At 61.0% G+C, this 24,339-nt stretch carries 22 protein-coding genes and 1 pseudogene; 16 read left to right on the top strand and 7 right to left on the bottom strand.

The window, feature by feature from the left end; genetic code table 11:
• Window positions 1-118: 118 nt before the first annotated feature.
• Window positions 119-490 carry a hypothetical protein gene (locus tag ASC86_RS23395; RefSeq protein ID WP_056326997.1) on the top strand — a complete coding sequence of 124 codons (372 nt, stop codon included), beginning with the start codon at window positions 119-121 and terminating at the stop codon, window positions 488-490.
• On the opposite strand, the gene ASC86_RS23390 is transcribed toward ASC86_RS23395, so the two are convergent.
• Both ASC86_RS23390 and ASC86_RS23385 read right to left on the bottom strand, forming a co-directional pair.
• Window positions 491-1,171, bottom strand: coding sequence for an MnmC family methyltransferase (locus ASC86_RS23390; RefSeq protein WP_056326995.1), 681 nt, complete (start codon window positions 1,169-1,171; stop codon window positions 491-493).
• 81 nt (window positions 1,172-1,252) lie between these two features.
• Entirely contained in the window at window positions 1,253-1,903 is a 651-nt protein-coding gene (locus ASC86_RS23385; protein ID WP_056326993.1) for a TetR/AcrR family transcriptional regulator, read from the bottom strand.
• Between the two features lie 115 nt (window positions 1,904-2,018).
• Here ASC86_RS23385 and ASC86_RS23380 point away from each other — a divergent pair, with 115 nt between their 5' ends.
• Window positions 2,019-2,279: a hypothetical protein gene (locus ASC86_RS23380; RefSeq protein ID WP_056326991.1), complete on the top strand. Its 261-nt coding sequence runs from the start codon at window positions 2,019-2,021 to the stop codon at window positions 2,277-2,279.
• Between the two features lie 88 nt (window positions 2,280-2,367).
• Here ASC86_RS23380 and pncB read toward each other — a convergent pair whose 3' ends face one another.
• A complete protein-coding gene (gene pncB, locus ASC86_RS23375; RefSeq protein ID WP_056326989.1) occupies window positions 2,368-3,672 on the bottom strand; it encodes a nicotinate phosphoribosyltransferase in 1,305 nt (434 codons plus the stop codon).
• Between the two features lie 216 nt (window positions 3,673-3,888).
• On the opposite strand from pncB, the gene aspT reads away from it, so the two are divergent.
• From aspT to ASC86_RS23315, 12 genes are all read left to right on the top strand, one after another.
• A complete protein-coding gene (aspT, locus tag ASC86_RS23370; protein ID WP_056326986.1) occupies window positions 3,889-5,571 on the top strand; it encodes an aspartate-alanine antiporter in 1,683 nt (560 codons plus the stop codon).
• A 24-nt stretch (window positions 5,572-5,595) separates the two neighbouring features.
• Window positions 5,596-7,191 carry a bifunctional aspartate transaminase/aspartate 4-decarboxylase gene (locus ASC86_RS23365; protein WP_056326984.1) on the top strand — a complete coding sequence of 532 codons (1,596 nt, stop codon included), beginning with the start codon at window positions 5,596-5,598 and terminating at the stop codon, window positions 7,189-7,191.
• Window positions 7,192-7,435: 244 nt separating this feature from the next.
• On the top strand, window positions 7,436-7,975 hold the full coding sequence (locus tag ASC86_RS23360) for a sigma-70 family RNA polymerase sigma factor (protein ID WP_056326982.1): 540 nt from the start codon (window positions 7,436-7,438) through the stop codon (window positions 7,973-7,975).
• Entirely contained in the window at window positions 7,962-8,735 is a 774-nt protein-coding gene (locus ASC86_RS23355; protein ID WP_056326980.1) for an anti-sigma factor, read from the top strand. Before ASC86_RS23360 ends, ASC86_RS23355 begins: the two co-directional genes overlap by 14 nt.
• A gap of 22 nt (window positions 8,736-8,757) precedes the next feature.
• Complete coding sequence (locus ASC86_RS23350) at window positions 8,758-9,468, top strand: Bax inhibitor-1/YccA family protein (protein ID WP_056326979.1); 711 nt, start codon at window positions 8,758-8,760, stop codon at window positions 9,466-9,468.
• Window positions 9,469-9,704: 236 nt separating this feature from the next.
• Entirely contained in the window at window positions 9,705-10,919 is a 1,215-nt protein-coding gene (gene repA / locus ASC86_RS23345; protein ID WP_056326977.1) for a plasmid partitioning protein RepA, read from the top strand.
• Window positions 10,920-10,961: 42 nt separating this feature from the next.
• Window positions 10,962-11,975 (top strand): plasmid partitioning protein RepB, encoded by a 1,014-nt coding sequence (gene repB / locus ASC86_RS23340; RefSeq protein ID WP_056326975.1) that lies wholly within the window; start codon window positions 10,962-10,964, stop codon window positions 11,973-11,975.
• A gap of 320 nt (window positions 11,976-12,295) precedes the next feature.
• On the top strand, window positions 12,296-13,498 hold the full coding sequence (repA, locus tag ASC86_RS23335; RefSeq protein WP_056326973.1) for a plasmid partitioning protein RepA: 1,203 nt from the start codon (window positions 12,296-12,298) through the stop codon (window positions 13,496-13,498).
• Window positions 13,495-14,478 (top strand): plasmid partitioning protein RepB, encoded by a 984-nt coding sequence (gene repB, locus ASC86_RS23330; RefSeq protein ID WP_056327201.1) that lies wholly within the window; start codon window positions 13,495-13,497, stop codon window positions 14,476-14,478. Before repA (ASC86_RS23335) ends, repB (ASC86_RS23330) begins: the two co-directional genes overlap by 4 nt.
• Before the next feature lie 152 nt (window positions 14,479-14,630).
• Window positions 14,631-15,845 (top strand): plasmid replication protein RepC, encoded by a 1,215-nt coding sequence (gene repC, locus ASC86_RS23325; RefSeq protein ID WP_056326971.1) that lies wholly within the window; start codon window positions 14,631-14,633, stop codon window positions 15,843-15,845.
• A gap of 140 nt (window positions 15,846-15,985) precedes the next feature.
• Window positions 15,986-16,267: a DUF6074 family protein gene (locus ASC86_RS23320; protein WP_244477683.1), complete on the top strand. Its 282-nt coding sequence runs from the start codon at window positions 15,986-15,988 to the stop codon at window positions 16,265-16,267.
• Between the two features lie 73 nt (window positions 16,268-16,340).
• Window positions 16,341-16,658: a hypothetical protein gene (locus ASC86_RS23315; RefSeq protein WP_056326967.1), complete on the top strand. Its 318-nt coding sequence runs from the start codon at window positions 16,341-16,343 to the stop codon at window positions 16,656-16,658.
• Between the two features lie 1,242 nt (window positions 16,659-17,900).
• On the opposite strand, the gene ASC86_RS23305 is transcribed toward ASC86_RS23315, so the two are convergent.
• Together ASC86_RS23305 and ASC86_RS23300 are read right to left on the bottom strand one after the other, a co-directional pair.
• The gene (locus ASC86_RS23305; protein ID WP_056327200.1) at window positions 17,901-18,398 is read right to left on the bottom strand and encodes an RES domain-containing protein; all 498 of its coding nucleotides are present in this window, start codon (window positions 18,396-18,398) and stop codon (window positions 17,901-17,903) included.
• A 7-nt stretch (window positions 18,399-18,405) separates the two neighbouring features.
• Window positions 18,406-18,756, bottom strand: coding sequence for an MbcA/ParS/Xre antitoxin family protein (locus ASC86_RS23300; RefSeq protein ID WP_056326964.1), 351 nt, complete (start codon window positions 18,754-18,756; stop codon window positions 18,406-18,408).
• A 688-nt stretch (window positions 18,757-19,444) separates the two neighbouring features.
• Here ASC86_RS23300 and ASC86_RS26980 point away from each other — a divergent pair.
• A pseudogene (locus ASC86_RS26980) lies at window positions 19,445-19,982 on the top strand (RHE_PE00001 family protein); the annotation flags it as partial.
• Between the two features lie 21 nt (window positions 19,983-20,003).
• Here ASC86_RS26980 and ASC86_RS26975 read toward each other — a convergent pair.
• A complete protein-coding gene (locus tag ASC86_RS26975) occupies window positions 20,004-20,129 on the bottom strand; it encodes a hypothetical protein (RefSeq protein WP_280136994.1) in 126 nt (41 codons plus the stop codon).
• Between the two features lie 290 nt (window positions 20,130-20,419).
• Window positions 20,420-21,967, bottom strand: coding sequence for a sensor histidine kinase (locus ASC86_RS23285; RefSeq protein WP_244477682.1), 1,548 nt, complete (start codon window positions 21,965-21,967; stop codon window positions 20,420-20,422).
• A gap of 802 nt (window positions 21,968-22,769) precedes the next feature.
• Between ASC86_RS23285 and ASC86_RS23280 the strand changes: the two genes are divergently transcribed.
• Window positions 22,770-24,050, top strand: a complete 1,281-nt coding sequence (locus tag ASC86_RS23280) for an adenylate/guanylate cyclase domain-containing protein (protein ID WP_082510415.1) — start codon at window positions 22,770-22,772, stop codon at window positions 24,048-24,050.
• The last annotated feature ends 289 nt before the right edge of the window (window positions 24,051-24,339 follow it).

Below are 24,339 nucleotides of genomic sequence, written 5' to 3'. Positions count from 1 at the left end.
GCCTGTCTCGTATGCGGAACCAAAAAGCGGCAATGCCGTTATCTCCTCGCCTCACGGAAGGTTCGGTTCAAGCCCTTCCGTGTCAGGCCCCGTCGCCGGACCCGCGCAGGAGATATCAATGAAACAGCTGATTCTTATTCTGCCCCTGCTGGCCGCCTCCCCGGCCGCCGCGCAGGCGCTGAAAGTCGAAGACGTCTGCCAGAAAGTCGCCAAGCATCTCTTGATGACCGAGACGCTGCATGTCGGCGTCGTCCAGTCTTTTCCTGAGCTGAAACCGCCCCGCGTACGCATGACCTATTCGACCCGCGACGGCGTGTCGAAGAAGGATATGGTCGATATGATCGAGTGCGAATTCGCCGCCACCGCGGCTCCCTTCAAGCTCACGCGATTCTGCGTCTCCTCCACCTGCTATTCGGCGGACGAGAAGAACCCGGAAAACAAGAGCCGCTTCGAAGAGGTCCGCACGCTTCTGGAGCGCGAAGGCCTCTGATCAGCGCGCTTTTTTCGTCGCCATCCAGATGATGTGGCGCGCGCCGCTGCCTTTGGTGCTGGCGCGCACTTTCAGTTCCTCGACGGCAAAACCCGCCTCCTTCAGCCGGCGGGTAAAGCCGGCATCCGGGGCGGACGACCAGACGGAGAGCACGCCGTTCGGCTTCAGCGCTGCTTTGGCGGCCCGAAGCCCCGCTACACTATAGAGGTCGTCGTTCTTGCGGCGGGTCAGCCCCTCCGGACCATTGTCGACATCGAGCAAAATCGCGTCATAACGCGCCTTCGCGTTGCCGATGAGCAAGCCGACATCGCCGAGCGCGATATCGGTGCGGGGATCGTCGAGGCAGCCCTGAAACACTTCTGCCATCGGTCCGCGTGCCCAATCGACCACAGCCGGCACGAGCTCGCCGACCGTGACGCGGGCATCGTCGCCGACGATCGCCAGCGCAGCCCGGAGCGTGAAGCCCATGCCGAGCCCGCCGATCAGCAGATGTGGCTTGGGATGGCTTTTGATGCGTTCGAAGGAGAGGCGAGCAAGGTGTTCCTCGGAACCGCTCAGCCGGCTGTTCATCAGCTCGATCGTGCCGAGCATGATGGAAAACTCGCTGCCGCGCTGTTTCAGGCGCAATTCTCCGCCGCCATCGGGCATGGTCGCGGTGTCGAGCTGGGTCCAGGGGAGCACGGGTTTTCTCTCTTCAGGCTGCGGTCGCTGCGCGATAGCATAGATAACCGAAGATGGCACCTTGCGATTTGGCTTGGCAGCCTATACCGGGCGGGCGCCGGCAAAGGCGGAGATGGCGGCCTCGCAGGCGCGCACGAAACGCATCGAGGGACCTTCGCTACCAGTGGCGAGGCGGCTGACACGGGCGCCTTCGAGCAGCATGGACAGCGTGTCGGCCAGCGCCTCTGGCTCGTCCACGCCGGCGCGGCGACAGAGATCGGCCAGCTTCTTCTGCTGCAGGTTTTTGAAGTTTTCGATCACCGCATGGGCCGGATGGTCCGACTCCTTCAGCTCGACGGCGGCATTGGCGAGGTCGCAGCCGAAGGGCTCGCTGCACAGACACTGGGAGCGGACCTCGACCCAGCCGTCGAGCTGGGCGCGGGCGTCGCCGGGATGGGCGGCCTCAAGCTCGTCCCACATGGCGGCAGCCTTTGCGGAGGTGTGGCGCAACGCCTCGCAAATCAAGTCATCCTTCGAGCCGAAGTGCCGGTAAAGCGTCATCTTATTGGTATCGGCGGCTTCTGCGATGGCATCGACGCCGATGCCGCGAATGCCATGCTGACGGAAAAGTTCGCAGGCCATCGAGACAATCCGGTCCCGAGGCGCGGGCCGCGATGAAATTCCCGAATTTTCTTCGGCGGATTTCACAGTTGAGCCACGTTTTGCACTTTTATTCGCAGTGGTTATTGACATGGGTGTGACCGGTCGGTAACTATGCAGATGTTACTTACTGGTAACACCCATAGAATGCAGAGTCAAGCCGAGCCATCCGGGCGGGCCTGACTGTCGGAAATGTAAGGAGACTGCCATGAACCAGGCAAATACCGATTTGACCCTAGATGAGGTCCTGAGCGATCCGATGATCCGTGCGATCATGCGGGCGGACGGTGTGACGTCTTCTGAATTCAAGACGCTGCTCTTTTCGGCCGCCAGCGCGCTCCGCCACGCCGAGCCTTCGGTAGGCGGCACGAAGGCGCATGCGCTTAAGCTTCTGTCGGCGCCGAAGCGCCGGCTCCTGTCGATGGTGCATCCGCTGGCGGTGCGCTCGAGCGGCACCATCGCGGCCTGACCTCCTTTACCCGGCGATCCCCCTCCCGATCGCATGAAAGCCCAGCCGGCCCCCTGCCCCGGCTGGGCTTTTTTATGGTTGGCGGGGTTTAGACCTTCACAGCCAGCTCGGCGAAATCTTCCGTGCCGAAATACTTGATATAGCGCTCCACCTCGGAGGGCTCGCCGGTCGCCTTGCGGGGATTGTCGGAGAGCTTGACGGCTGGGCGGCCGTTGACGTCGGCGACCTTGCAAACGATGGAGATCGGGTTCAGCCCGCTGATTTCGATCGGCGCGCAGCCGGCGAAATCGTTGGTGAGGTTGGTGCCCCAGCCGAAGCTCATGCGTACCCGGCCCTCGAAATGGCGGTAGGTCTCGATGATCGTGTCGACGTCGAGGCCGTCGGAGAAGATCAGGAGCTTCTCCTTGGGATCGCGGCCCATCTTCTCCCACCAGCCGATGATTTTCTCGCCGCCTTCGATCGGCGGGGCGCTGTCGGGGCGGAAACCCGTCCAGTCGGCGACCCAGTCGGGGGCGTTGCGCAGGAAGGCGGCGGTGCCGAAGGCATCCGGCAGCACGATCAGCAGATTGCCGCCATAGAGACGGTTCCAGTCCTGCAGCACCTTGTAGGGCGCCTGGCCGAGTTCCTCGTCTGTCTTCGCAAGCGCGGCGGCGACCATCGGCAGCTCGTGGGCATTGGTGCCGAGCGCCTCAAGGTCGGTATCCATGGCGAGCAGCACGTTGCTGGTGCCGGAGAAGGACTGGCCGATGCCTTCCTTCAGCGCCTCGACGCACCAGCGCTGCCAGAGGAAACTGTGGCGGCGGCGGGTGCCGAAATCGGAAATCCTGAGATCGGGATATTGTCGCAGCCGCTCCACCTTGTCCCACATCTTGGCCTTGGCGCGGGCATAGAGCACGTCGAGCGCAAACGGTCCCATGTCCTTCATGGCGGTGCGCGAGCGCAGCTCGTTGATGATGGCAAGCGCGGGGATTTCCCACATCGTCGTGTGGGTCCATTTGCCGGGAAAGGTCAGCTCGTACTGGCCGTGGCGGCGGGAAAGCTCGTAGTCAGGCAGTTGAAAATCGGCAAGCCAGGCGAGGAAGTCCGGCGAAAAGATCTGCTTCTTGCCGTAGAAGGTGTTGCCGGCGAGCCAGATCATCTCCTTCTTGGTGAAGCGGATGCCGCGGACATAATCGAGCTGTTCGCGCAGTTCCTGCTCGTCGATCTCGTCGGTGAGCAACACCGACTTGGAGCGGTTGATCAGCGAGAAGGTCGCATCGACATCCGGGTAGAGCTTCCAGATCATTTGCAGCATCAGGAGCTTGTAGAAATCCGTATCGAGAAGGCTGCGCACCACCGGATCGAGCTTCCAGGCGTTGTCATAGACCCGGCGGGCGATATCCGTCTTCGTCATCAAATCCTCCGCGATCCGCAGCCGTAACGCTGTCGGATTGCAGTCATGGCACGGGCATCGGGGTGCCCGCAACCGCAGCGCAAATGATTTAAGCAAGTTGTTTCAAGGATGAGACATAAGTTCCATTAGACGTTACTGTCGTAAAAAGCGACCTCTTGACGCGGATGCAACCATACGCAACACATAGGCCGTCCGATGAATGATGTGAGGTTTATTATGGCTTACCTCCAGTCGCTTTTTCATCAATCGCCTGAAATCGCTCTCTTTCTTTCGTTAGCCGTCGGCTACTGGGTCGGCAAGTTCCAGTTCGGCAAGTTCCAGCTCGGCGGCGTTGCTGGCTCGCTTCTGGTGGCGGTCGTGCTCAGCCAAATCGGTATTACTATCGATAACGGCATCAAGACGGTGCTGTTTGCACTGTTCATCTATGCGGTCGGCTATGAAAGCGGGCCGCAATTCTTCCGCTCGCTCGGCATGAAGTCGATCCGGGAAATCATCATGGCCGCGGTGCTGGCCATCAGCGGCCTTCTAACGGTCGTGATCCTCGCCAAGATGTTCGGTCTCGACAAGGGACTTGCGGCCGGTATTGGCGCAGGTGGCCTGACGCAATCGGCCATCATCGGCACCGCCGGTTCGGCGATCGCCAAGCTCGGCCTTTCGGCGGAGGAGACGCAGCGCCTGCAGGGCAATGTCGCGGTCGGCTATGCCGTGACTTACATTTTCGGCTCTTTCGGCGCGATCCTCGTCTGCGTCAATCTCCTGCCCTGGTTCATGGGCCGCGGCATTCGCGACGATGCGATCAAGGCGGAGGCCGAGCTTCTGGCCGGGGCGCAGGTCTTCGGGCCTGGCGAAGCCGCTGCCTTGCCGCAGCTCGTCGGCCGCCTCTACCGCATCGGCCCGGCCGCCGGCCGCACCGTTGGCGACATTGAGGAAAAGACTCCCGGCCTGACGGTCGAGCGTGTCAAGCGCGACAACACGATCATCGGCCTCGATTCGGGGTTGAAGCTCGAAGCCGACGACATCGTGCTGGTGGTCGGCCAGCGCCCGGCCGTCGTTGCAGCCGCCACGGCGCTCGGGTCCGAGCTGCAATCGTCCGAGGGCATGGATGTGGTCGTCGCCACCCGCGACATCGTCATCAGCAATCCGAAAATGGCCGGTCATACGGTGGCTGAAATCCGGGAAGCGACCGATCGCGATCTCAGACACGGCGTCTATGTGATCAAGCTGACGCGCAGCGGAACTCCGGTGCCGCTGGCACCCAACACCATGGTCAATGCCGGCGATGTCGTCACCGTCTACGGCACCTCCGACGACTTGCAGCGTGTCGCGAAAAGCGTCGGCAACGTCATCATCCCCAGCGACAAGACCGATTTCGTCTTCCATGGCTTCGGTCTGGTCGTCGGCCTGCTGATCGGCCTTATAGTGCTGCGCATCGGCTCCATTCCGCTGACGCTCGGCAGTGGCGGCGGCGCGCTGCTCGCGGGACTTGCCTTTGGCTGGTACCGCAGCCGCAACATGACGATCGGCAACATGCCGCTCGGCGCCTCGACCCTGCTGCGCGACCTCGGCCTTGCCGGCTTCGTCGCCATCGTCGGCCTGCAATCGGGCCAGCAGGCAGTTTCCACCATCGCCCAGCAGGGTATCTCGATCTTCCTGATCGGGGTGGCGGTGACGATCATTCCGCTGGTCATCACCATGCTCGTCCGCCGCTACATCTTGCGTTACGACAATGTGGCGGTGTTTGCAGGCGCGCTTTCCGGCTCGCGCAGTGCCAATCCGGCCTTCGGGGAAGTCCTCGACAAAGCCGGAAACTCCATTCCGACCGTGCCGTTCGCGATCACCTATGCCCTTGCCAACGTCTTCCTGACCTTGCTCGGGCCGCTGATCGTCGCCTTTGTCTGATCGATATCAACGGAGACTGTAGCTATGACCGTCGATTACAGCCAATACGCAAAGCTGAGCCCGTTCGAACTCAAGGACGAACTGATCAAGCTCGCCTCTTCCCGTGAAAACCGGCTGATGCTGAATGCCGGCCGAGGCAACCCAAACTTCATGGCAACCCTGCCGCGCCGGGCCTTCTTCCGGCTCGGTCTGTTTGCCGCCGCCGAATCCGAGCTCTCCTATTCCTACATGCAGAAATGGATCGGCGGCTTGCCGAATATCGAGGGCATCGAGGCGCGTTTCGAACGCTTCACCACCGAAAACCGCGATCAGGCCGGCGTCGCCTTCCTGCAGCGCGCGCTGTCCTATGTGCGTGACCAGCTCGGTCTTTCGGCCTCGGGCTTCCTGCATGAGATGGTCGAGGGCATCCTCGGCTGCAACTATCCCGTCCCGCCGCGCATGCTGAAGATCAGCGAGCAGATCGTCAGCCATTATATCGTCAAGGAAATGGTCGGCGGCCACCTCCCCCCAAGCAGTGTCGATGTCTTTGCGACCGAAGGCGGTACGGCGGCGATGACCTATGTCTTCAATACGCTGAAGCAGAACGGCCTCGTCAAGCGCGGTGACAAGGTAGCGATCGGCATGCCGGTCTTCACACCTTACATCGAAATCCCGGAACTCGACGAATACGGCCTTGAGGAGGTGGCGCTCAACGCCGATCCCGAAATGGGCTGGCAATATCCAGATTCGGAAATCGAAAAGCTGCGCGATCCCGCTATCAAGGTGTTCTTCTGCATCAATCCGAGCAACCCGCCATCGGTGAAGCTCGATCAGCGCAGCCTTGAGAAGATCGCAAAGATCGTCAAGGAAGAGCGCCAGGACCTGATCATCCTGACGGACGACGTCTACGGCACCTTTGCCGACGATTTCAAATCGATCTTCGCAACCTGCCCGAACAACACCATCCTCGTCTATTCCTATTCGAAATATTTCGGTGCGACCGGCTGGCGCCTCGGCGTCATCGCTACCCACAAGGAAAATGTTCTGGATGCGAAGCTGAAGGCGCTTCCGAAGGATGCCAAGGCAGCGCTGGACCGCCGTTACGGCTCGCTGCTTCCGGATGTCAGCACGCTGAAATTCATCGACCGCCTCGTCGCCGACAGCCGCACCGTGGCGCTGAACCACACTGCCGGCCTTTCGACCCCGCAGCAGATCCAGATGGTGCTGTTCTCGCTGTTTGCGCTGATGGACGAGACCGACAGCTACAAGTCGACCCTGAAGAAGGTCATCCGCAAGCGCGAAGCCGCCCTTTACCGGGAGCTTGGCGTGGAGCCCGAGCAGGACGAAAATTCCGTCGACTACTACACCCTGCTCGATCTCGTGGTGATTTCGCGCAAACTCTATGGCGATGATTTTGCCGAGTGGTTGAAGGGTGCCTTCGCCAACAACGAACTGCTGTTCCGCATCGCCGACGAGACCGGCATCGTGCTTCTGCCCGGCAAGGGTTTTGGCACGCAGCAGCCCACCGGCCGCGCTTCGCTCGCCAACCTCAACGAATTCGAATATGCCGCCATCGGCCGGGCGCTTCGCAACATGGCCGATGAATTCTACGCGAAGTTCAAGAAGGGCAAGGGCAAGTGAGGTCGTAAGAAACGACGGAAGGTGCGGCGTATCCCTTCTCCCCGCGGGCGGGGAGAAGGTGCCCGACAGGGCGGATGAGGGGCATGGCCGCAGCATTCTCATGGATGAGAGTTTGCCCCTCACCCTGGCCCTCTCCCCGCAAGCGGGGCGAGGAGACGACAGCGGCTCTGCCCGTCGACTGATCGATTTCGAAAAATTTCCAACCAAATGGAATGAGTGCCGTTCGACGTGCGTATATGAGGGTATGGACGACAGGAGCCACCCCTTTAACGTGATTGCGCAGTTGGCGACGCTCAGGCGCTATGCCCGTTCGCTGGTGCGCAATCAAAACGATGCCGAAGACCTCGTGCAGGATGCGCTGGTGCGTGCCTACGAGCGTAAAAGCACCTTTCGCAAGGGTGGCAATATCCGCAACTGGCTGCTCTCCATCGTCCACAACACCCATATCGACCGGTTGCGCCATGCCCGCTCGCTTTCGCGACGTCATGAGGCGGCCGGCGAACTCACCGAACCGGCACTTGCCGCAAACCAGGAACATTCCGTGCGGCTGCGGCAGGTGCACGAAGCCTTCTTCGAACTGCCGGAAGAGCAGCGCGAGGCGCTGCATCTCGTGGCGATTGAGGAGCTGTCCTATCAGGAAGCCGCCGACGCGCTCGGCATTCCCGTCGGCACGCTGATGTCGCGTATTTCCCGCGCCCGCGCCCGGTTGCGCTCTTTCGAGAGCGAGGCGCGTGCCCCATCCCATCTGAAACTCATCGGAGGTGCCAGCGATGAAAATCGTTGATCCGATCCTCGCCGGCGATCTCGACGCCTATGTCGACGACCAACTCGACGTTTCCCGGCGCATCGAAGTCGAGGCCTATCTGTCGGAACATCCCGAAAGTGCTGCGCAGGTGATGGCGGACTTGAGGATTCGCGGCGAACTGCGGCTGGCGCTCGCCAATGGTGCGATGGCCGGTCGCCACGAGACGCGCGAGGCGGCCCGGCGGCTATCTCAGGGGCTGTCGGCCGGGCGCTATGTCGCCGCCTTTCAACGGGTTGCGGCGATTGCCGCACTGGTGACGGTCGGCTGGTTTGCCAATGCCTATCTCGGCGCCTTCACCGCGACGGAGGTGATTGCCTCCGTGCCGCCGCCGCCTTTTGTCGAAGAAGCGTTGCGTGCCCATAGCACCACACTTCTGCGCGAAAGCATGCCCTCCCAGCATGAGGTCGTGAACTACGACCCCGCCGATATCCGCTCGGCGACGGCGATCGTCCTGCCTGATCTTCCCGAAAGCTGGAAGGTCGTCGATGTCCAGGTCTTTCCGTCCGCTTTCGGCCCCAGCGTCGAGCTGGTCGTGACGCCCGACAAGGGCGAGCGGCTGTCGCTCTTTGCCGTCCGACCCGGCAGCTTCAACGTCCAGCACGTGCTCAAGGCGGAAACGCAAGGCCTGAGCGCTGCCTACTGGCAGATCGGTGACGTCGCCTATGCGCTCGTCTCCGAAAAGCAGGCTGCCAAAGATCTCACTGAAACAGCGCGGCGGCTTTCCCGCACGCTCTACTGATCGTAAACCCAAGGAGTAAACGATGAACACCTCCCCTTCCCGCTTCGGCTACGGTGCGCAAACCGCCGCCCAGTTCGACGAGGGCCTGCGCAAGCATATGCTGCGCGTTTACAACTACATGGGTGCCGGCCTGGTCATCACCGGCATCATCGCCTTCATCGTCGGCTCGACGCCGGCGCTCTACGTGCCGATCTTCTCCTCGCCGCTGAAGTGGGTGGTGATGCTTGCACCGCTCGCCTTCGTCTTCTTCTTCTCGTTCAAGATCCAGACGATGTCGGCCAGCACCGCGCAAATGACCTTCTGGGCCTTCTGCGCCGTCATGGGCCTGTCGCTCGCCTCGGTGTTCCTGGTGTTCACCGGCACCAGCATTGCCCGCACCTTCTTCATCGCCGCAACCATGTTCGGCGCGACAAGCCTTTACGGCTATGTGACGAAGCGTGACCTGTCGAAGTTCGGCTCGTTCCTGATGATGGGCCTGATCGGCGTGGTCATCGCCTCGATCGTCAACATTTTCCTCGGCTCTTCTGCCCTGCAGTTCGCGATCTCGGTGATCGGCATCCTCGTCTTCGTCGGCCTCACCGCCTGGGATACGCAGAACATCAAGGAGCAGTATGCAGAGAATTTCGACGAGGAATCGCAGCAGAAGATCGCCGTTTTCGGCGCCCTGTCGCTCTACCTGAACTTCGTCAACATCTTCCAGCTGTTGTTGAATTTCACCGGCGAACGCGAATAGCCATCAAGCTTTTCGCAAGCAGGGAAACGGGGGCCTTCGGGCTCCCGTTTTCGTTTTAGGGCCGTCGCCATGCTCTTTGACGATTGCGCCTGCGGCCCCCTCCCCCGCCCTCCCCTCTTACATCGGCGGGTGCGTTTACCTCTGGTTAACCCATTTTTCCTTGCAATATGCGGCGCGTTTGGCAACATGCGATTTAGAGTGCAAATCACTATAAAAATCGCATCTGAGAGATTTTCATGACCATCGCCATGCCGGCCGCCCAGGCCATTTCCGAAATGGACCAGCTGATCATCGCCCAGGCGCAGGAGCTGTCCGACAAACTGAAGCAGCACCGGACGGAAATGTTTCCGCCTGTTGCCATGAAAGGCTTGCGCGAATTCCAGCTCGCCGAAGCCGCCCGCTATCTCGGCGTCACCAGCGGCTATCTGCGCAACCTCTCGCTGGAGGGCAAAGGCCCCCTGCCCCAGGTCACGCCTTCCGGCCGCCGCTCCTACACGGCGCAGCAGATGGAAGAGATGCGCGCCTTTCTCGACCAGAACGCCCGCGCCGGCACGCACTACGTGCCGCAGCGACGCGGCAAGGATCACCTGCAGGTGATTGCCGTCGTCAACTTCAAGGGCGGCAGCGGCAAGACCACCTCGGCCGCCCACCTCGCCCAGCATCTGGCGCTGACGGGTCACCGGGTGCTCGCCGTCGATCTCGATCCGCAGGCGTCGCTGTCCGCCATCCACGGCTTCCAGCCGGAATTCGACGTGCAGGAAAACGAAACGCTCTACGGCGCGATCCGCTATGACGACGAGCGTCGTCCGCTGAAAGAGATCATCCGCAAGACGAATTTCCCGAACCTCGATCTGGTGCCGGGCAATCTCGAGCTGATGGAATTCGAACACGATACGCCGCGCGTTCTGGCGCAGGGTCAGGCCGGCGATTACGGCCGCATCTTCTTTGCCCGTCTCGACGAGGCGCTGGGCACCGTTGCCGACGATTACGATGTCGTCGTCATCGACTGCCCGCCGCAGCTCGGCTTTTTGACGATGAGCGCGATCTGCGGCGCGACCGCGATCCTGATCACGGTGCATCCGCAGATGCTGGACGTGATGTCCATGTGCCAGTTCCTGCAGATGCTCGGCGAGGTCCTGAACACGCTGAAGGGCGCCGGCGGCGACATGAACCTCGACTGGCTGCGCTACCTCGTCACCCGCTACGATCCGCAGGACGGCCCGCAAACCCAGATGGTCGCCTTCATGCGCTCCATGTTCAAGAACCACGTGTTGACCAACCCAATGCTGAAGAGCGTGGCGATCTCCGATGCGTCGCTGACCAACCAGACGCTCTATGAAGTCGAGCGCAGCGCCTTCACCCGCACCACCTATGACCGCGCCATGGAGGCGATGGAGGCGGTCAACAATGAGATCGTCGATCTCGTGCACAAGGCCTGGGGGCGGAAATGACGGCTGAGTTTACGGCAGTAAACTTGGCGAAAGGAGCAAAACATGGCGCGTAAGAACATCCTCTCCGGCTTGATGGACGACAGCAAGAGGTTTACCGCGGTAAACCCGGAAGCGCAGGGTGAAGGTCAGTCGCTGTCCTTCAAGGGCATTGGCGCGCTTGGCGCCGTCACCCGCAGCATCGATGCACTCTCCGCCAAGGCGGAAAGTGCCAAGGCTCTGGAGCAGAAACTCGCCAATGGTGAAACGGTGATCGACCTCGATCCCGAGCTGATCGAAAACTCCTTCGTCAACGACCGCCTCGGCGGTGACGATGAAAAATTCCAGGAACTGGTCGAAGCGATCCGTCAGCGTGGGCAGGATTCGCCGATCCTCGTGCGCCCTCACCCGACGCATGCCGGCCGCTATCAGATCGCCTTCGGCCATCGACGCGCCCGCGCCGCCCGTGTGCTCGGCCGCGCCGTGCGCGCCGTCGTCAAGGCGCTGGATGATCGCGATCACGTTATCGCCCAGGGGCAGGAAAATTCGGCGCGTGCCGATCTCTCTTTCATCGAGCGCACGATGTTTGCCCATCGGCTCGAAGGCCTCGGCTTTGATCGCGAAACGATCATGACGGCTCTGAGCATCGACAAGACGACGCTCTCCAAGATGCTTTCGGTGACCCGGCGCATTCCGGCGGATGTGCTGGCGGCTCTGGAAGCGGCGAGGGGCGTCGGCCGGGATCGCTGGCACGAGCTTTCCGTTCTCTTCGACGACGAGGCATTTCTGGAGCGCGCTCGCGCACTGGTCGCGACACCGGGTTTCGTTGAGGCGGAGCCGGACCGTCGTTTCGAACTGGTCGAGGGTCTGACGCGGGAAGAGAAGGTCGACGTGAAGCCAAAGGCACAGCCGAAAGCGGAGCGGCACTGGAAGAATGTCGACGGCACCTTGGCGGCGAAAATCGTCGATAACGGCAAGCAGGTGACGATCGCACTCCGCGCCGACAGGGCATCAGCCTTCGGAACCTATCTGGCCGACAATCTCGAAAGATTTTACGAGGCCTTCGAGAAGGGCGAATAGAAGGTTTACCTCAATCAAATGAAAGAGCGGCCGGATAATCCGGCCGTTTTCTGTTGGGGGCCTTGCCATGCGTGGATCTGCGGCCAAACCGCTACCCGGCTGCCGAAGCCTCGATTCTATCTGGGGATAGAATCCCTTGGCGACTCGCCAGCCGGACTGTAACTTGGCGCAAGCGGCTGAAATTCATATCTTTTCCATGGCCGATAGCCGGCTTCTGTTCCCCTACCGACTCATTGCCGCCGCATCCGAATCGTGTCATGTTTCTGATACGGTTTTTGAGTGCATCACGCCTTAAAACCGCATCAAAGGAAACCAGCCGCGTGAACATGGAAACCGTCGCGACAACTGACATCCGCATCGAGCGGCATGCCAGGCAGCTCTCGAAGCAGTTGAAGCTGCTGCGGGAACGGCTGTTTCCGCCGCATTCCTCGAAAACGCTGCGCACCTTTTCGTCCGGCGAGGCAGCCCAGCTCGTTGGTGTTTCCGATGGTTACCTCCGGCAACTGTCGCTCGACGGCAAGGGACCGGTGCCGCGCCTTACCAGCAACGGCCGCCGCTCCTACACGCTCTCGCAGATCAATGAGCTGCGCCAGCACATGGCCGCGATCAAGCCGAAGGATGCCGTGAGCTATGTGCCGCACCGCCGGCCAGGCGAGCGGCTGCAGACCATCGCCGTGACCAATTTCAAGGGCGGCTCGGCCAAGACGACGACGGCGCTTTATCTGGCGCAGTATCTCGCGTTGCAGGGCTACCGCGTCCTGACGATCGATCTCGATCCGCAGGCCTCGCTTTCGGCCATGCTCGGCGTGCAGCCGGAATTCGATTTGGAAGAGGGCGACACGCTCTATGGCGCGATCCGTTACGACGACGCCAAGCGCCGGCCGCTGGCCGATATCATTCGCAAGACCTATTTCGACGGCCTCGACCTCGTTCCGGGCAATCTGGAACTGATGGAGTTCGAACATGAGACGCCCGGCGCGCTGCATGATCGCCGCAATGGCACCGATACGCTGTTCTTCAAGCGCGTTGGTCTTGCCATCGCCGAGGTCGAGCAGAATTACGATGTTGTCGTCATCGATTGCCCGCCGCAGCTCGGCTATCTGACGCTCGGCGCCGTTTGCGCCGCAACCGCATTGCTGATCACCATTCATCCGCAGATGGTCGATGTCGCCTCCATGTCGCAGTTCCTTTTGATGACGTCGGATTTGCTGTCCGTCGTCCGCAACGCGGGTGGTGATCTCACCCATGATTTCGTCAAATATGTCGTGACCCGGCACGAGCCCTTCGATGCGCCGCAGTCGCAGATCGTCGCGCTGCTGCGCAATCTCTTCGGAAACGATGTGCTGACGGCGACGATCCTGAAATCCACCTCGATTGCGGACGCCGGTCTCACCAAGCAGACCCTTTACGAGATCGAAAAGGGCCAGGTGCGCAAATCGACCTACGACCGTGCGCTCGAATCGGTGAACGCGGCCAATGCCGAAGTGCTCGCCAGCATCCACCGGGCATGGGGGCGGTCATGAGCAGGAAAGATCGGCTCAAGAACATTTTCGAGGAAGCGGTCGAAGAGTTGGCCGCGGCCAACTCCGAAGACGAGCGCCGCGATCCCGCCGGCCCGGTGCGCACCATGGCGCTGACGCTGGGGCGCATGGAGGAAGAGACCAATGCGCTGAAGCAGGCGATCCGCGCCGGCGAGCAGGTGGTCGATCTCGATCCTGCAACGATCGATGCTTCCTTCATTCGCGACCGTATGGGCGACGATACGATCGAAGCGGATGACGAACTGGTGCGCTCGATCGCCGAGGGCGAGCAGGAGGTTCCGATCCTCGTGCGCCTCCACCCGACCATGCAGGGTCGCTATCAGGTTGCCTACGGTCATCGGCGGCTGCAGGCGGCGGCGCTTCTCGGCCGCTCCGTCAAGGCGATCGTCCGGCCGCTGGACGACCGCGAACTGGTGGTCGCCCAGGGCATCGAAAATTCCGCCCGCCAAAACCTCTCCTATATCGAGCGGGCGCTTTTTGCCCACGGCTTGGAGGAGCGCGGTTTCGAGCGCCCGGTCCTCATGCAGGCGCTTTCCACCGACAAGACCGAGCTTTCGAAGATGCTCTCGGTCACTCGGCAGGTTCCGCACCGGCTGATCCATGCCATCGGCAGCGCGCCATCGATAGGACGGCGCCGCTGGCTGGCGCTGGCGGAGCTGGCGCCCTCACGGCCGAACAGTTCGCTGGAAAGCATGGTGACGGCGCCGTCCTTCCGGGCGGCAAGCTCTGACATGCGATTCGAATTGGTCTTTGCCTATCTCACCGACAAGGCTTCGAGGACGAACGATACGAAGCGGTGGACGGCGGATGGCTCGGGGCGGATTGCAGCCGATATCCGCGCTGGCAGCCGTGCCTATACGCTCGCTTTCAAGGCCGAAGAGGCCGCAAGCTTTGGCGCTTTCGTGACCGAAAGGCTGGATGCGCTCTATACCGAGTTTAGACAGAAACAGTCAGGAGACTAATCCGCAAAAGAAAAAGGCCCCCAAACGTTGCCGTCGTGGAAGCCCTTCTCTGTATGTAGCAATTAGAGAATCCCATTTCCGCGAATCATAGTCAAGAGTCTTGGCACCGTTTTGGTGATCGAATTTCTTTTGCCTTGTGAAAGGTGAAGGACATGGAAACGAGATATGTCTCGACGCCCTTTGGGCGGCGGACGATGACGCTCGGCATGCTGGCAAGCCAGATCGCCGCATCCGAGCTGGACAAGGACGCATCGATCGACAAATGGAAGCTGTTTCGCGCGCTCTGCGAAGCAAAGCCTTTGCTCGGGATTTCGGACCGGGCGCTGGCGGTGCTGAACGCGCTGTTGAGCTTCCATCCGCAGGCGACGCTTTCGGCAGAAGACGGCCTGGTCGTCTTCCCATCGAACACGCAGCTTTCGCTGCGCACCCATGGCATGGCCGAGACGACGCTTCGCCGCCATCTGGCGTCGCTGGTGGAGGCGGGGCTTTTGAGCCGCAAGGACAGCCCGAACGGCAAGCGTTACGCCCGCAAGGATAATGCCGGCGAGATCGACCAGGCCTTCGGCTTCTCGCTTGCACCGTTGCTCTCTCGCGCCAATGAAATCATGGTGCTGGCTGCCCAGGTCTCGGAAGAGCGTCTGCAGCTTCAGCGCTTGAAGGAGCGGTTCTCCCTCTGCCGGCGGGATATCGCCAAGTTGATCGAAACCGCGATCGAGGAGAGGGCTCCGGGCGATTGGTCGGCCATCCATCTGCAATTTCGGGCGCTCATCATCTCCGTTCCGCGTGGTTACGGCCTTGCGGAGGTTGCTCCGATCCTCGAAGAACTGGAGATGTTGCGTGAAGAGATCGTCAACTTGCTGGAATTGAAAACAAAACAGCAAAAAACAGATGGCAATGACGGCCAAATCGGTCGGCACATACAGAATTCAAATACACAACCCCATTATGAATCTGAACCACGCTTCGAAACGAAGCAGAGGGCAAATCCGGTGGAAGAACCGAAACGGCAGAACGAGCCGCCAAAGGCGTTTCCTCTTTCTGTCGTGCTATCCGCATGCCCTGAAATATCGGCTTATGGCCCAGGGGGCGCCATTTCGAGTTGGCGGGAGCTGATGACGGCCGCAGTGGTGGTCCGTTCGATGCTGGGGGTCAGTCCGAGCGCCTATCAGCTGGCCTGCGAGACCCTCGGGCCGGAAAACGCGGCCGTCGCGGTCGCCTGCATCTTCGAAAGGGGAGGGCATATCAACTCGCCGGGCGGCTATCTGCGGGATCTGACTCGGCGGGCTGAACGCGGCGAATTCTCACTCGGGCCGATGGTAATGGCGTTGCTCAGGGCAAACGGGCAGGGCGCTCGCAAAGCCGGATAGGGGAGGGCAGGAGGTGCTGGCATCTGCCGAAACCGGCTGGATTTCCCAATGGATACGAAGCGTTAACCAAGAGCTGCGTACATCTTGGGAAATGATTTGCGGAGACGGATTGCATGGCGCTGGGGCGTAGGAAAGAGACTTTGGCGGATGTCGAAAAGGTCGTAGCCTTTCCGCTGTCCGGCAGGACGGCAACGATCCGGCGATGCGCCCGTGAGCTTGAGGATATCCATGGTGACGCTGCCGTCAGCTACTGGCGGACAGAGTGCCGGGCGCTTGCAGCCAGTCTGGCAAAACTTGGCTGTGGTGAGGACGACATCCGAGAGCAGGTCATGGCCTTCCAGACGGAAGTTCAGGTTGAGATGATGCGCCGCTATTCCGATCGGCTCGCCGAGCAGGGGGCCGCGGACAGGTTTGCACCTTGATGCTGTAGCTCGGCTGGAACCTCCTTCTGGTCCACGACGTTTCGTCGCGTGTAACCAGCAAAGGGAGGCTGTCATGCCCCGCGGAGACAAGTCCAAATATACCGACAAACAGGAACGCAAGGCCGATCACATCGCCGAAGGATATGAGCAGCGCGGCGTTTCCGATAAGGAAGCCGAGCGCCGGGCCTGGGCGACCGTGAACAAGGAAAGTGGTGGCGGCAACAAATCGGGCTCCGGCCGTGGCAAGCCCGATACCCACGTTTCTGCGAAAAAGGGCGGTCGTAAAGGTGGCAACGCTTCGGCCGAGCGGTCCGCAGCGGATCGTTCGGCTTCTGCCAAGAAGGCTGCAGCGACCCGCAAGCGCAATGCGGAACACGCTGCTCATCTCTGAATAGGCGCAGGTATAGTTCGGCGGTCCGAGCATGATTCCCGAAATGGTGAGCTCAGTGGACGGGGCGCCTTAATCGCGATGGCGTCCCTGTTTGGCTTCGACTTTGATGCCGGTATCAAAACAGTACACAGCACTTCAATTGTAATGACAATACGCTGTGCGTAGTAACACGCGTTAACTCGTTGCAACTGATCGTCAACCGCTATCCCATTATGATTGCGTCGCTTTGCCAGAACGGCGAGGTGGAGGTGCAGTGTACTCAAACTCAATGTAAACCGGACTTCACGAGCAAAACAACTGGCACCAGGATTTCCGGGATTTTGTTTGTAGAGAACGTGAATGAGAGAGTCGGTATAACACGACGGGTAATGCAACATTATCCATCATTATATAGTAAACACAGACTGTGCGTTTAATGATCATGGTTATGTATAAACCGCTCACGCGTTGTATGGAATCGCCTGTCACCCATCTGCCTCCTCCCCCGTGCTCCCCGCCGCGACGTCTCGTTGGGCCTGGCGGCGTGGTCGCGGGTCGGACGAGCTCGCCGCCGTTCTTTGCGGCTGGCACGCCTTTAAATCTCAGGATGACCTCGTTCGATTAGAGCCCGCCTTAGGCGGGCCGCTAGCGCGCGCCATGCCCTGATATGCGCCGCCATCGCCGTTAGCCTGGCCGACCGAAGCGGGGACGAGGTAGCGTTTCGCGACGTCGCTTCTACTCACCGTAGTCGGCGGCGATCTCGGCCCGGCGTGAAAAGCGTTTCTGGCCACCAAGGGGCTCTGCGCCCGAAAACTGGCCGCCCTGTGCCGTTCGCCACCTCGGACCTCGTGAGCGCCGTCCACGCCGCGCGGTCGGATGCCGAACCGCTCGGCTGGGCGCTGGCCGACATGCTGATCGCGGCGCTGCTGAAATGGGATTTTAAGTCACGACAAAGCAGTTCCTGTCGGCCTTCGGCTTGCAGCCGCTGCGCGATCTGCCAGACGTTGAGGCTTTGAAGGATGCGGGCTTGCTGAGCCGACGATTTGTACCGGCGGAAGCGGTGGGGAACGACGAAGTTGCTGACGAGGAATAGCATGGGCGGACGGAGGGGGTCGTCTTAGCCGAGTTGCGCAACATCGAGCCGATCGAAGGCTGGCCAATGAAGAGTGGTTCGCGCATGGCTTCCTAATTGGCTTTGAGCCAGCACTGCGACTGAGCGGCTGGTTCTTTCCATGTGGTCGACGACGGCGAGGGCGGCTGTCACTATCGCGAAAGCCGCTTCTCGTCATCGATCAACGTCAATCGCGCGGGGGCTGCCGCTCGCCATTGCCACAGGACCAGGTTGAGATCGTCCGCGTTCGCGCCGGGCGCGAAGCTCCTGACAAGCAGGCCGTGATAGCCTGCGGCTGCGAGGCGTCGGGCGAAAGCCTGCGTGCTGGCTTCGCCGCTCGCCTTCATCTGGTCTCGCCATGCCGGGTCTGCGAGAGATGACGGGGTCATCCCTTCAGCCAGCAACGCCGCCTTGTCCCTGGTGTCGAATACCCGACCTATATCGGCGTCGTAGGAGATCAACGTCGTCGGCTGCAGGCTACCGGCCTGGTTGGCCTCGCGAAGGACGGTCATTACCGTCAGGCAGGTGTAGAGCGCTGGTGTGCCCTTCTTGTTGAAGCGGCCGCCATACAACTCCGCCCCGCGCCCGGACATTGGCGCGCGTGCAAAGATCGGGTTGAGTGCTCGAAAAAGCGCGCCTTCATACCGCATCGTCTTGTCAGGCGTGGACGCCAGCATCGACCGCGTCGATATAGTCGAGAACCTCGTCGGCGCGGCCCTCCCGGACCAGTTGCATCGCTGTCATTCCTGAGAAACCCGGCAACGGTTCGGAGCGATACCAGGCATAGGCCATCAGCGCCGATCCAAAGCGCGGTTCCACTTTGTTGACGACCTCGGTCATTTCGCGCAGACGGCGTTGCGTCCTGTCGGACCGGATTCGGTCCTTCCGTTGGATCGCATCCTTGCCGAGTCCGGCCGTGCGGGCGATTTCCTCGCTCGTCGTGCGCAGTACGTTGGCAATCTTCCGCGGCGAAAAAATCCCCTCGTCGGCGTATTGCGCAATTCCCATGGCTTTTACCTCCAAATTTATGCGCCAATTATTACGACGCAATATAGCGTCATAAATAGCGGCATTCAAGGGAAGGGCAAAACTAGGGAGGAAGGAGAGAGGAATACGCTCGCAGGTCGCGTGTGCCCACGCCAGTACCAGTTTTAGAATTCAGGCAACGAGTGTGGGCCGGTTTTCGGCAGGAAATGATCCGGGGGCTGCTGCACTCTTAAGCGAGGAAGCGTGTGGATCGATAGATAATCCCTGACGGTGGCGACGCGTTCCAGTTTCGAATGTTCAATGCAGGCTCTATAAGAAGCCGCCAAGCGCGCAGCGTTGCGCGCGGCCAATGCGAGATAGGTGGCATGAAGCAGCAGTTCGACTTGTTCGGAACGGAGGAGGTAAGGGAGACGAAAGCCAAAGCCCAATCTCCTTTGAAGCAAGATGTGCGAAGCATTGCGGACGAAATCGAGATGGTCCGCCGCCTCGAAGAAACCGGCCGTTATCGCGTCTTGCGGAAACTGGAGCCTCGCCCTCTCGCAGATGCGCCGCGGCCCGGCTTTCCATTGCGTGGCGCCATTGTCGATACGGAGACGACGGGCCTCAATGCCCGCAAGGACGAAATCATCGACATCGGGATCGTCGCCTTCAGTTTTGATGCGGCTGGAAACATCGGCGATGTCACCGGTGTCTATGGCGGACTGCAGCAGCCAGGCTCGACGAATGGCGCGGCGTGTTGCGGCAGGCGGAAAATCTGCCGGTGGCGTTGCAGGCGATCGTCGCCCTCGATGCCTGGCACGAATTGTCGGTACTACAGCACGCGCCTTGCTCGGAAGACTGTTGGCCGCTTCCATACTGCGCCAGGCCGGCATCACCACCGGCGCCCATCTGGCCTTCATCAATCTCGGCCTGAAAACCATTCCGTCGACCGGCGGCGACATCGCGATCGCGAGATGCAGCTGCTCGCCATCGCCCACGGGTTTCTGTCGGCCGCCGAGATCGGCATGAAAGAGCATGACCGGCTTACGCTTGCGAGAAAGATGATGGAGCGAAAGCTGGAGGGGCGCCGGACGTCGTCAAAACTGCCTGAGTTGATCGAGCTGGTCGTGGCGTGGCCGCTCGTGTCCGCCGGCATGGTGACGAAAACGCTGGAAATGACGCCGCAGGCGGCGCGGCGGATTGTTCTGGAACTCGGCCTGCGCGAGATGACGGGGAGGGGGAGGTTTCGCGCGTGGGATGTGCTGTAAATGGCCCCGCGCCCGGTATTTTCACGAATGAAGAAAATGGCCGAGCAGCATTCGTCTCCGTTTGTCATCCAGCAGCGCGTCAGCGTACATCGTCCACAATCGGTTTTGGCAGCGCTCAATCAGATTGAAGTAGTCGGGATCGTTCATAAGCTTCCGCCAAACTGCACCGTCGTGTTGAGCCAGCGCAAAGTTGATCGCCGCGGAGGGACACATCGGGACAACAGGTATCCTTGGACCAGGGTTTTGCATCAATCCCCTCCATTCGAGACCGGCATTTTTCAAATCCGGCCTTGGGGCAAACCCGGTGACCTGCCACTGAACTTTCATCCAGCGGCGATTAGAGCCCCGGCGGTTTTCGATACGCCATTTGGCGCGGTGGGGGCAACCGGCGGAAACGCGTAGCCTTCATCTTGCGCAGCGTTGGAGCCGGTTGCCGGTCATTCAGTTTTCTCCATATCCTGAAGKGGCAGYTTCATCGTCACGACGGTTCCCGCCGGGCCGGTTGTGACGGTGAAGGTGCCGCCAAGGCTTTCCACCCTGTTCCTCATGCCGGTCAGGCCAACGCCCGTCTTCATCGTCACGACGGTTCCCGCCGGGCCGGTTGTGACGGTGAAGGTGCCGCCAAGGCTTTCCACCCTGTTCCTCATGCCGGTCAGGCCAACGCCCGTACCGGATGCCCTGGCGGTAAAGCCCGGGCCGGTGTCGCCCACCGAAACCTCGATGCATCTGTCGTCGCCTGTGACTTCCAGCCACTGGCCCTTGCCGTCGGCGTGTTTCAGGCCGTTGTTCAGCGCCTCCTGGACGAAGCGATAGATGCAGATTTTCGCGGCCGGCGGCAGCGTCTTCGGGCCTTCGATACCGCGTATCCGGACATCCCGGCCGGAACGTCCGCGGTAGGAAGCGACGAGGCTCCGCACCATCTCCGGCAAGTCTGTGGTCTCGATATGAGGCAATACATGCCCTGTGCAGAGATCGCGGATCTCGCGCATCGCCTCGTCGAGGCTGCGCTTGATCGCGTCGATCTCCTTCTGGCGTCGATTGGCCGGCGTTGCGGGATCGGCGAGAACGGCGCCGTCGACGCGAAGCGCGGCGAAGGCGACAAGCTGGGCCGGCCCATCGTGAAGATCGGCGCCCAGCTTGCGCAGATAGCCTTCGTTGAGAGCGGTCGTGGCGGCGGCTGCGCGCCGGATTCGAGATTGCAGGGCGCGATTTTCCTTAAGAAGGCGCGAGAGGTCGTCGATGCGCCGCCGCAGTTCGATATCCTGCCTGGCGATCGTGCGGCTGCCGCGAAAGACGATGGCCGAAAGGCCGAGGAAGAAGGCGAGCGCCACGCCCGCCACCGCCGCCCAGCTCTGCAGCCGGACGCGCAGGAGGTCGTTTTCCAGGTCGTCGGCACGCTCGTAGAATTCGATGACGGCGACGACTTCGCCGGACCAGGGCTGCAGCAGAGGGCTGTAGATTTCAAGCAGCGGAAGGCCGCTTTCCCGCTCGGCGGTGCTCTCCACGTCGTCGATCCGGTTGAGCTCGGCGACCATGCGGCCGCCCAGGGCCGCTTTCAGATTGTCGTTGGGCCTAAAGCGCTGTCCGATCTGGCGGACATTGCTGGAATAGAGGATTTCGCCCTGCCGACCCCAGATGCGGAAGGTCAGCAGCCGTTTGCCGAGAGCGCCCTGGGAAAGAGTTTCGTCCAGCGCCCGCGAACTTGCCTCGTCGAGAACGGTCGCCTTGGCCATATCGGGCAGAAGCGGGGCAATGACGCTGTCGACATAAAGCGTGGTGGCGGAAGCGGCGTTGCGCGTCACGGTTTCTTCAATCAGGCGGGTGACGAGCAGGCCGACCAGCAGCATGGCGCCGAGCGAAAAGGCGCTGCCGACCACAAAGAACTGCCGGGCAAGCGACTGTTGTTTCCACGAGCGGACACCGGACAGGATTGTCGGCTGATATCGGCGGAAAGGCCGGTTTCCCATATCCGTGCGTGCCAGCACAGGTTTCTCCTCGCAGACTGAACGGCAGGGCATCATCAATGCCCTGCGCAATCCCAAAAACCGCCAGCGCGGCCTTTGGTTCCGTCCGGCCCGCTGCCCCATCGGCACGCAGTCTGATGGGAGACGTCCGCTACCGCAAAAGATTAAGAACCCGTGATACCGGGACGCGTCTGCGAGAGTGTGGTGATTTCAAGCAAGCTCTTGAGCGAAAAGCCTTGTCCCCCAGCAGGAAACGGCGGCCTTCAATCAGGGCAATAGTTTGGAAATATTACGCTCTAAAACTTTGTCTAAGAGTCCGTTTGACAACTTCCGTGGGGTATTCGTCTGATGATTAAACTACGCCTTGCGGGATAGATCGTGCCTTTAGAGACGTTGCTGTCGGTGGCTGCGGCGCGGGAATTCCTGCGGCGGGGCTTCCATACGTCGGCGATCTTCGTCCCGACGGTCGCGCGAGGCTAGGTCGGGATTCGGGTCTGCCTCACCGCTTCTCATACGAGCCAGGACATCGGCTTTGCCATGCGATTGACGTGGTGAAGACGGAGATCGCCACTTGGACGGTACCAGATCCACCGCGATAGGAGGAGAGGCTCGGAATCGATCACATGCCTGCCTCCATCCATATCTGCGTCAGCTGCCGCACAGTCCACGCTTGATGAGATAACCCGCAAAGCAGGCAAGCGATGACCGTCGTCGGCGTCTGGGCAACCCAAACTTCTCGTCCTGCCTTGACCCTGGCAAGATCAACTTGCCGAGCAGCGCAATTCAGCTTCTTACCTGCGGACGATGCCGCTATGATCGGGTCATGGATGTTACCCGTGACTGCAACGAGATCGCCGCGTGGTTGGCCGAGGCCGGCCTGCTTGGGATTCGAGACGAGGCCTCGCTGACGCAGGCATTCTGCGAACGATGCGTCGAGGCCGGACTGCCGCTCAGCAAAGTCTTCGTGATGATCGACACGTTACATCCGATGTATGAGGCGCGCGCGTTTTTTTGGGACCAGGATCCCGAAAACCCTTTCCGCGAAGAAGAACATGCTGGCCGTCGTGATCCGGAAGGTGCTGCTCAGTGGTTGCGTAGCCCCTTCCTGCAAATGCTGCGTCGGCGCGAGACCTCGCTACGATGCCGGCTGGAGCAGGGCGAAACCCACGGCTACCCAGCGATCCAGGACTTGTGTGACGCTGGTCAGACTGACTATCTGGCTTTCGTCTACCGCACGCGGCAGGCAGTACGAGTCGAAGATGTCAATGCATTCTATGCGCGTTTCACCACGGCTCGGCCGGGCGGTTTCAGCGACGCTGATGTGGCCTGCCTGGCACAACTTACGCCTCACCTCGGCCTCGCCATCAGGTCCGCTGCACAAACCCGGCTGACGAAGACGCTCGCCGAGGCATATCTCGGACGCGATGCCGGCCGGCGTGTGCTCAGCGGCGCGATTCGACATGATGCTGTGAGGCGTATCCGGGCCGTGCTCTGGTATTCGGACATCACCGGCTACACCCATCTCTCCGAGTCTGTGCAGGTCGATCAGTTGATCCCTCTGATCAACGATTATGCAGAGGCGGTGATTGGGGCGGTCAGGTCGGCCGGCGGTGATGTCCTGAAGCTGATCGGAGATGGTGTGCTAGCGATGTTTACCAGTTCCCGGCCGGAATATGCGTGCCGAGCGGCCGTTGATGCGGAGCACGATCTACGGCTGCGGCTCGGCCAGCTTGCACGCCGCCGCAAAATAGAGGGCCTGCCTGTCGCCGACATCCATCTCGGTCTGCATGCGGGCGATGTGTTCTACGGCAACATCGGCACACCCGACCGGCTCGATTTCACCGTGGTTGGCCAGGCAGTCAATGAAGTAAGCCGCATCAGCGACATGTGCCAATCCACAGGGCGAAACATGCTCTGCTCCTCGGAGTTCGCTGACCTCCTGCTGGGGGAGGAACGAGGCAAGCTCGTTTCCGTCGGGCGATTTGCGTTGAAAGGCGTTGGAAAAGCCAAGGAATTGTTCACGGTCGATCCAAGCCTTGCAGCCGCGGATGCGACACCGAAAATGAGGACCTCTCGCCGGCGGGCATCTGTGGCGAGGCATTGATGGGACAAGACCTGTTGCTGCGTCTGGCCGCCTGCATCAGCGCGCTTCCGCTTAGACAGGGCATGCGCTTTGTTGATCGGATGCGGCTGCACCCCGCGGCTCGCGGCGAGCCTTGAACGTCCGCTTGACGAGAACCGAGACCACAAGCTGACAGTCTGCTGATGGCCCCGTACCGGCAATTCCGGAGAGCAAGTCGTTGCTCGAACTGAAAAATTTATRCRATATGAGCTAGTGAGGCACGGGTGAGTGGCGCGAGCCCTCCTTTCGCATCGATGCTGAAGGGGCCTGA

This window comes from Rhizobium sp. Root1212 (assembly GCF_001424985.1).
Taxonomy (GTDB): domain Bacteria; phylum Pseudomonadota; class Alphaproteobacteria; order Rhizobiales; family Rhizobiaceae; genus Pararhizobium.
This window is presented reverse-complemented; position numbering and strand designations above follow the sequence as displayed.

Coding starts and splice junctions, on each gene's coding strand:
- ASC86_RS23395 (WP_056326997.1), top strand. CDS start 119: ATGAAACAGCTGATTCTTATTCTGCCCCTGCTGGCCGCCTCCCCGGCC.
- ASC86_RS23385 (WP_056326993.1), bottom strand. CDS start 1,903: ATGTCAATAACCACTGCGAATAAAAGTGCAAAACGTGGCTCAACTGTG.
- ASC86_RS23380 (WP_056326991.1), top strand. CDS start 2,019: ATGAACCAGGCAAATACCGATTTGACCCTAGATGAGGTCCTGAGCGAT.
- pncB (WP_056326989.1), bottom strand. CDS start 3,672: ATGACGAAGACGGATATCGCCCGCCGGGTCTATGACAACGCCTGGAAG.
- aspT (WP_056326986.1), top strand. CDS start 3,889: ATGGCTTACCTCCAGTCGCTTTTTCATCAATCGCCTGAAATCGCTCTC.
- ASC86_RS23365 (WP_056326984.1), top strand. CDS start 5,596: ATGACCGTCGATTACAGCCAATACGCAAAGCTGAGCCCGTTCGAACTC.
- ASC86_RS23360 (WP_056326982.1), top strand. CDS start 7,436: ATGGACGACAGGAGCCACCCCTTTAACGTGATTGCGCAGTTGGCGACG.
- ASC86_RS23355 (WP_056326980.1), top strand. CDS start 7,962: ATGAAAATCGTTGATCCGATCCTCGCCGGCGATCTCGACGCCTATGTC.
- ASC86_RS23350 (WP_056326979.1), top strand. CDS start 8,758: ATGAACACCTCCCCTTCCCGCTTCGGCTACGGTGCGCAAACCGCCGCC.
- repA (WP_056326977.1), top strand. CDS start 9,705: ATGACCATCGCCATGCCGGCCGCCCAGGCCATTTCCGAAATGGACCAG.
- repB (WP_056326975.1), top strand. CDS start 10,962: ATGGCGCGTAAGAACATCCTCTCCGGCTTGATGGACGACAGCAAGAGG.
- repB (WP_056327201.1), top strand. CDS start 13,495: ATGAGCAGGAAAGATCGGCTCAAGAACATTTTCGAGGAAGCGGTCGAA.
- repC (WP_056326971.1), top strand. CDS start 14,631: ATGGAAACGAGATATGTCTCGACGCCCTTTGGGCGGCGGACGATGACG.
- ASC86_RS23315 (WP_056326967.1), top strand. CDS start 16,341: ATGCCCCGCGGAGACAAGTCCAAATATACCGACAAACAGGAACGCAAG.
- ASC86_RS23305 (WP_056327200.1), bottom strand. CDS start 18,398: ATGCGGTATGAAGGCGCGCTTTTTCGAGCACTCAACCCGATCTTTGCA.
- ASC86_RS23300 (WP_056326964.1), bottom strand. CDS start 18,756: ATGGGAATTGCGCAATACGCCGACGAGGGGATTTTTTCGCCGCGGAAG.
- ASC86_RS26975 (WP_280136994.1), bottom strand. CDS start 20,129: ATGAACGATCCCGACTACTTCAATCTGATTGAGCGCTGCCAAAACCGA.
- ASC86_RS23280 (WP_082510415.1), top strand. CDS start 22,770: ATGGATGTTACCCGTGACTGCAACGAGATCGCCGCGTGGTTGGCCGAG.